General features: G+C 34.2%; 6 protein-coding genes. 1 reads left to right on the plus strand and 5 read right to left on the minus strand.

Annotated features, from left to right (window positions below; translation table 11 throughout):
• Positions 1-23: 23 nt before the first annotated feature.
• From ftsZ to murG, 5 genes are all read right to left on the minus strand, one after another.
• Positions 24-1,172, minus strand: a complete 1,149-nt coding sequence (gene ftsZ / locus HMPREF9402_RS10525; RefSeq protein WP_006785442.1) for a cell division protein FtsZ — start codon at positions 1,170-1,172, stop codon at positions 24-26.
• A 29-nt stretch (positions 1,173-1,201) separates the two neighbouring features.
• Positions 1,202-2,527, minus strand: coding sequence for a cell division protein FtsA (ftsA, locus tag HMPREF9402_RS10530; protein ID WP_237701289.1), 1,326 nt, complete (start codon positions 2,525-2,527; stop codon positions 1,202-1,204).
• Positions 2,528-2,704: 177 nt separating this feature from the next.
• Entirely contained in the window at positions 2,705-3,517 is an 813-nt protein-coding gene (locus HMPREF9402_RS10535; protein ID WP_006785440.1) for a cell division protein FtsQ/DivIB, read from the minus strand.
• Positions 3,518-3,525: 8 nt separating this feature from the next.
• Complete coding sequence (murB, locus tag HMPREF9402_RS10540; protein WP_009607328.1) at positions 3,526-4,434, minus strand: UDP-N-acetylmuramate dehydrogenase; 909 nt, start codon at positions 4,432-4,434, stop codon at positions 3,526-3,528.
• Between the two features lie 9 nt (positions 4,435-4,443).
• Positions 4,444-5,538 carry an undecaprenyldiphospho-muramoylpentapeptide beta-N-acetylglucosaminyltransferase gene (gene murG / locus HMPREF9402_RS10545; RefSeq protein ID WP_009607329.1) on the minus strand — a complete coding sequence of 365 codons (1,095 nt, stop codon included), beginning with the start codon at positions 5,536-5,538 and terminating at the stop codon, positions 4,444-4,446.
• Between the two features lie 252 nt (positions 5,539-5,790).
• Here murG and spoVE point away from each other — a divergent pair, with 252 nt between their 5' ends.
• Entirely contained in the window at positions 5,791-6,891 is a 1,101-nt protein-coding gene (gene spoVE / locus HMPREF9402_RS10550) for a stage V sporulation protein E (protein WP_009607330.1), read from the plus strand.
• The last annotated feature ends 173 nt before the right edge of the window (positions 6,892-7,064 follow it).

Consider the following 7,064-nt stretch of genomic DNA (forward strand, 5'->3'; position numbering starts at 1 on the left):
AAAAAAAGAGAGATTACTCTCTCTTATTTATATCGATTCATTAACCAGTTTGGAATCATCTCAACACTTTCTCCACCAAATGGTTGACGCTTAGCTGGTTGAGCTGGTTTTGATTGTTCGGCAGGTTGAACCTCTTGCTCTTCTGTTGAAGCTACTACTTTCTTGTTACGATTATCTCCAATCAACATTTCAACTGGTTTACCTGCTGCATTTGTTTCATCAAATCCAGTTGCAATAACTGTCACAATTAATTCATCTCCTAAATCTGGATTAATTGTCGCTCCATAGATAATATTGATTTCAGTCGTTGAAGCTTCACGAATCGTACGTAATGCTTCATCAACTTCGAATAATGCAATATCCATCCCACCAGAAATATTAATAATAGCATCAGTTGCTCCATCAATGTCATTTTCTAATAATGGACTAGCAATTGCCTTTTTCGCAGCTTCTGTTGCGCGATTTTCTCCTGTACCATAACCGATTCCCATAATGGCTGAACCTTTATTATGCATAACTGTTTTAACATCGGCAAAGTCTAAGTTAATTAAACCAGGCACTGCAATAATTTCTGAAATCCCTTGAACACCTTGGCGTAAGATATTATCCGCTTCACGGAACGCTTCTAACATCGGCGTCGTACGATCAACGATTTGTAATAATCGATCATTTGGAACTGAAATTAATGTATCCACATTAGCCTTTAACTCTGCAATCCCTCGTAATGCAAAATCAGTACGGCGTTTTCCTTCAAATGTAAATGGACGTGTAATAATCCCAACTGTTAATGCTCCACTCTCTTTTGCGGCTTTTGCAATAACTGGAGCAGCACCTGTTCCGGTTCCACCACCCATACCACAAGTAATGAAGACCATGTCTGCACCTTTTACTAATTCCTTAATTTCGCTTAAGTTTTCCTCAGCGGCATGTTTACCAACCTCTGGATTTCCACCTGCACCTAATCCTCGAGTTAAATCACGACCAATTTGAAATTTACGATCAGCGATGGCAAGATTTAATGCTTGTGCATCAGTATTAACAACAACAAATTCAACACCTTGTACATCATTTTCAATCATACGGTTGACAGCATTACTTCCTCCGCCACCAACACCTACTACAATAATTCTAGGGGCATATGTAAACTCATTTCCAAATCCGAAACCTTCCATCCCTGAAACCTCCTCATAACTTTCTACTTCTATTCTGCTTTTTCGTCAAATATCATATCAAATAATCGGACTAATACACCACTATTTTCCAACTTATGATCCATATATGACTTATCTTGATTGTTTGTTTTAACTGAAACCTTTTTTTCTGTTTCCTGTCGTGATTCGTGCATAAGATTGATACCTCTCGCATCAGAGTAAGCATCAAAATTAATTATATTACTTTTTTGCGATGTCAACAACGCTATTTCATGATTAAATGTAGCCATTCCGACTAATTTTGCATATTTAGCCTGTCTAACACCTAACATTGAAGGTCTAAAAATATGAATATCTTGTGCAAATACAAATTTCCCCAAAATATTCAACCCTTCAAGCTCAACTGCACCACCTGTAAAGATATATTTAATATCTTCATGCTTGTAACCATTTTCGGTCAAATACTGTTTAACTAGCTTTAAAATATCTTCATATCGAGACGTCACAACATCCGATAACATTTGTCTAGTGATGCAAATAAACTCCCCATTACCTTCAGCTGTGTAAATAATTTCTGGAATCATATCATCGTAATTAATACGAGCAAAATTCACCTTTAATAACTCAGCTTCACTCTTTTCAATTTGAAATGCTTCACTAATCTCTTCTGTGACATGCTCTCCACCAATAGATAAAGAAACAGATGATAAGACCTTACCACCTTGAGAAACAGTAATTGTTGTGGTTGATTTTCCAATATTTACGTGACATACCCCTTTATATAATTGTTCGGGCGTAGCAACATACATCATTTCTGCTACACTCCCTAACACAATATCAGAAATTCTAAATCCAGCCAATTCAACGACATTAATTAAATTATAAACTAATGAAGATGAGGCAGTCATTTTTTGAGCACTTAACGAAACTTGATTACCAATAATACCTAGTGGGTTTTGTATAGCATTTTTTTCATCCACAATAAATGAACGAGGAATAATGTTAACAACTACTTGATCACGATATGTTGGTTGATTAATAACATTACGGAATAACTGCTTAACATTAGCGGGACTAATTGGTTTATTAGCCTCAACTGATAACGTAGTTGTTATATTTTCAATATTAACATCTACACTTGGTATCGCTAATAATACACTTTGAATTTCTTGATGAAGATCTTTTTCAACCTTCTCTTTTAAATTTTTAAGTATTTCAACGATTTGATTCACATTAATGACATTTCCATTTTCAATTCCTTCAGCTAGAATTTCTTGTTGCGATAGGACATAAAGACGTTCTTGTCTTATATTACAGACTAAAATTCTAGCTTCCGAGGACCCTATTTCTAAGCAAGCATAAATATTATTTTTCACCTCAAACCACTCCACTAACATATGGTATTATTACCACAATATCATATTTTATTTTACTATATTTTTCACCCAATGAAAAGACTATTTGACAAATATCCCCCTGATAATAATGGTTATCTATCTAGCGAAACTCTATTTAAATTAGACACTGGAAAAAACCTGCCAAATGAATTGTTTTTACGACATTTCTCCCTCATTTTTAGCATCAATCGACATCTTTTCATAAGGTTCAAAATGATCCCCAACATCTAAGTGATAAATGCCTTTTACTTCCCCATTCAGACTTTGGACTTTATCTGCCATCGTTTGATAGTATTTTAACTTGTTCACCATGGTATAACTATTAACAATAATCGTATTCCCATCCATTAAAAATAATGAAAATCTATTATTATCTCCATATAAAGGGCTATAATGAATCTCTTTTATAATATTACGAAAAACAAGATCAACCTTCATCAACGATTTAACGAACAATTTTAACACAGATTGATTTTCTTCATAATCAGGTAATCCATAAATCATCAGCCCTTCACACTGCGCTTTGAGATTATACTGATTTTGAATCGTTTGACCATCACTTAAAACAAATTCAAATTGATTATTGATTTGCGCACATCCAACAATATCTTTTTCCGTTACATCAATCTTTAATCGATTCAATCCATCTCTCGTCACGTTAACTTCTTTAATCAATGGATGTGATTGAATCGTGTTTTGAATGTCTTTCAAATCCAAACTCAAAAATAACTCATCATAATTTAACTGTGTCATTTCAAGTAACTCAGAACGCTTGACATAATTTAATCCGTTAAAATAAATAACCGATAATCGACTAACTGGTGATGCAAAATAAAACATTCCTCCAATCACCATCATAATAAATAGACTAAAAAAGAAGCCTTTAATCTTCTTTTTTAGTCTTTTTTTCGGCTTATTCACCTTTTGATTTTTAATTCTTGAAAATTCAACAACCTTCCCTTTTTCCATCTCTCCACCTACCAGTTAAACATCTCAACTTCTGGGTGCAATTGTATACCATGCTTTTCAAATACGACTGCTTGAACATGTTGGATTAATTCATAAATATCTGTCGCAGTCGCCCCACCTACATTGACAATGAAATTACAATGTTTCTGTGAAACTTCTGCTCCACCGATACGAACTCCTCGTAATCCTGACCTTTCAATTAACTGCCATGAATAATGAGGCAGTGGATTTCTAAAAGTACTTCCTGCCGATGGTAGGTTTGTTGGTTGTGATTCGATTCGTCTTACTTTTCTTGCCTTCATTAGTTCCATAATCTCTTCATATGAACCCTTCTCTAACTGTAAGACTGCTTCTACAACAATCCAATTTTTATGAGTCTGCAGAATAGATTGACGATATGAAAACCCCATTTCCTCAACCGTTAACCACTTTAATTCTCCCGCTTCATCTAAAATTAACGCTTTAACCAAAACATCTTGAATTTCACGATTATATGCACCTGCGTTCATATAAATCGCTCCACCGACTGACCCTGGTACCCCTGAGATAAACTCTAACCCTGCTAGTTCACATTTTGCTACTTTATTCGCTAATAAAATAGTCGAAACACCAGCGCCTACGGTCACTTGTGTTCCATCAATTTCAACGTGATCTAATCCTTTATCACATTTAACAATAATTCCTTCAAATAAACGATCTGAAGGTAATAAATTAGACCCTCTTCCAATGACTTTAAAAGGTAATTCATATTTGTTAATTAATTTCATCGTTTCAACCAATGATTGTTTAGAGTTTGGTATCACTAAGCAACGTGCAGGACCTCCTACACGAAAAGTCGTATGTTTTGACAATGGCTCATTTTCTAATAATAAACCAATATTCTTCCCTTTATACTCCTCTATAAAACTCTTAAACATTTAAAACACCTACTTTTTCTCAATAATTTCGTTCATAACTGTAATCATACGTTGTGCTGCATCTGGAATACCTAGTTGTTTTGAGGTGTTTTGCATTTGATAACGAAGTTCACTATTTTGCATAATGCGTTCAATTTCCTGATATAACTTTTCACCTGTCAAATCTTTTTCTAAAATTAAAACGCCCCCACCATGATCCGTTACACTTCTTGCATTATACTCTTGATGGTTTGCTGTGACATATGGCGAAGGAATTAATATACTTGGTACGCCTAGTGCGGTGATTTCTGACAAGAAAGTTGCTCCTGATCTTCCCACAAATAAATCAACACTCACTAAATATTGAGGCATATTATTAATAAATGGTAAAATGTGTACATTTTTTAAAGAATCAACGTTCTCAATTTGATTTTTAATACTGTCATAATGTTTATTTCCTGTCACAAACACAACTTCATAATCAGCCTTTTCATATTTTTGAATCATTGATACAACAGCCTCATTAATAGGTTCAGCGCCACGACTTCCTCCACTAATCATAACAGTTTTCTTATGAGGATTTAACCCTAATGCACCTTTACCAATTTTCATTGTTTTCACGACTTCAGAGGCACGTGGATTTCCAGTTAAAACAACTTTTTCTGCTGGAAAATAAGGTCTCGCCTCCTCAAAACAAATACCTACTTTATTGACATACCGAGCTAAAAACTTATTCGTTACCCCTGGTAAACTATTTTGTTCATGTATAATCGTTGGAATTTTAAGTTTTGCAGCTCCATATACAACAGGTCCACAAACATATCCACCAGTTCCAATCACCACATCAGGATTGAATTCTTTAATATACTGTTTTGAGACCGATACTGATTTAAAAAATTTAAAGATTGTTTTAAGGTTATCCAAAGATAACGATCGTTTAAATCCAGATATTTCAATATGTTTAAATGGAATCCCTTCATGAGTTACAATCTCTTTTTCTAGTCCATTTTCAGTTCCAATATATAGTACTTCTACTTGATTATCTAATTGTTGAAGTGCTCTAACCATTGCAAGTGCTGGGTAGATATGTCCACCAGTCCCACCACCAGTCACAAGGATGCGCATAATACCACTCCTTATTAGACTATAATTAGTCTTTTTTTTCATTTTATATTTTAACATACTTTAAACAAATTCCGTTAGATTAAATTAAAATAAGTCTAAATATTATCTAAATTTGACTCATCTCTCATTATTTCCAAAATATCTGCCTGTCATTTTAAATAAAAATTTAATTTTTTATTCTATCTAATGAAAGTTTATCAACTCACCTCATATATTTTATTATAGATTTTAAATAAAAAAAGGGGAGTTCTAATGAAAAATAAACAGTCTTCAATTGATTTGCTAACACTCCTATTAGCACTCAGTATTACAACTATTGGATTAATCTTTGTCCTATCTTCCTCTTATATCTGGGCTGAATATAAATTTGATGACGCCTTTTATTTCTTTAAACGTCAATTCCTATTTGCTTCAATCGGGGTCATTGGGATGATTGCTGTTTCAAGAATTGATTATCAAATTTATAAAAAGTATGCCACCCCTTTCTTTCTAGTGAGTTTGGTCTTACTTATTCTAGTATTAGTTCCAGGTATTGGTTTAGTTCGTGGGGGAGCAAGAAGTTGGATTGGAATTGGAGCTTTTTCACTTCAACCTTCTGAATTCATGAAGCTAGGATTAATCGTCTTTTTAGCACGTTATATGAGCAACTATGTCGAAGATGCTAAAACATTTAAAAAAGGCGTTATTCCACTCTTATTTTTAATTCTTTTAGTCTTTGGAGTCATCATGTTACAACCAGACTTCGGAAGCGGGATGGTTATTGTTGCCACAGGTTTTGTCATGCTATTTATCTGTGGGGTTCCCATTCGATACTTTGTCTACTTCATCTTAACAGGTATTGCTGGGATTGTCGTTTTAATTATCTCTGCACCTTATCGTCTTCAACGTATTACCGCCTACCTTGATCCATGGAGCGACCCTATTGGATCTGGATTCCAAATTATCCAATCACTTTATGCCATTGCACCAGGTGGATTATTCGGAACGGGTCTTGGAAATAGTGTTCAGAAGTATTTCTACCTACCCGAGCCACAAACTGATTTTATTTTCGCTATTGTTTCAGAAGAATTAGGATTTATTGGTTCTGTTGGAACTCTTATACTATTTATATTATTTTTTGCAAGATGCTCCTACATTATCCTTAAAACGGATGATCTTTTTGGGAAATATATCGTTGTTGGAATTATGTCCATGCTGATTATCCAAGTCATGATTAATATCGGAGTTGTCATTGGGTTAATTCCAGTTACCGGAATCACTTTACCCTTTATGAGTTATGGAGGTTCTTCTTTAACGATTACACTTCTTTCAATTGGTATTGTCTTAAATATCAGCCGTCATATGAAACCTTAAAGCCAATCCATGGATAGGCATTTGAGATAAAACGTTATAAAAATGTTGGCTTATCCCCTATTAATGTATTCAATCACTCTTGAAATGTCCTATCTAGTTAAACACAGACTCACCAAATGGGTGAGTTTTTTTCTTAAACAGCTTCAGATTGATGAGTTCTGATTCATAAAAAA

The sequence above is a fragment of the Turicibacter sp. HGF1 genome (assembly GCF_000191865.1).
In the GTDB taxonomy this organism is placed as follows: Bacteria; Bacillota_I; Bacilli_A; order MOL361; family Turicibacteraceae; genus Turicibacter; species Turicibacter sanguinis.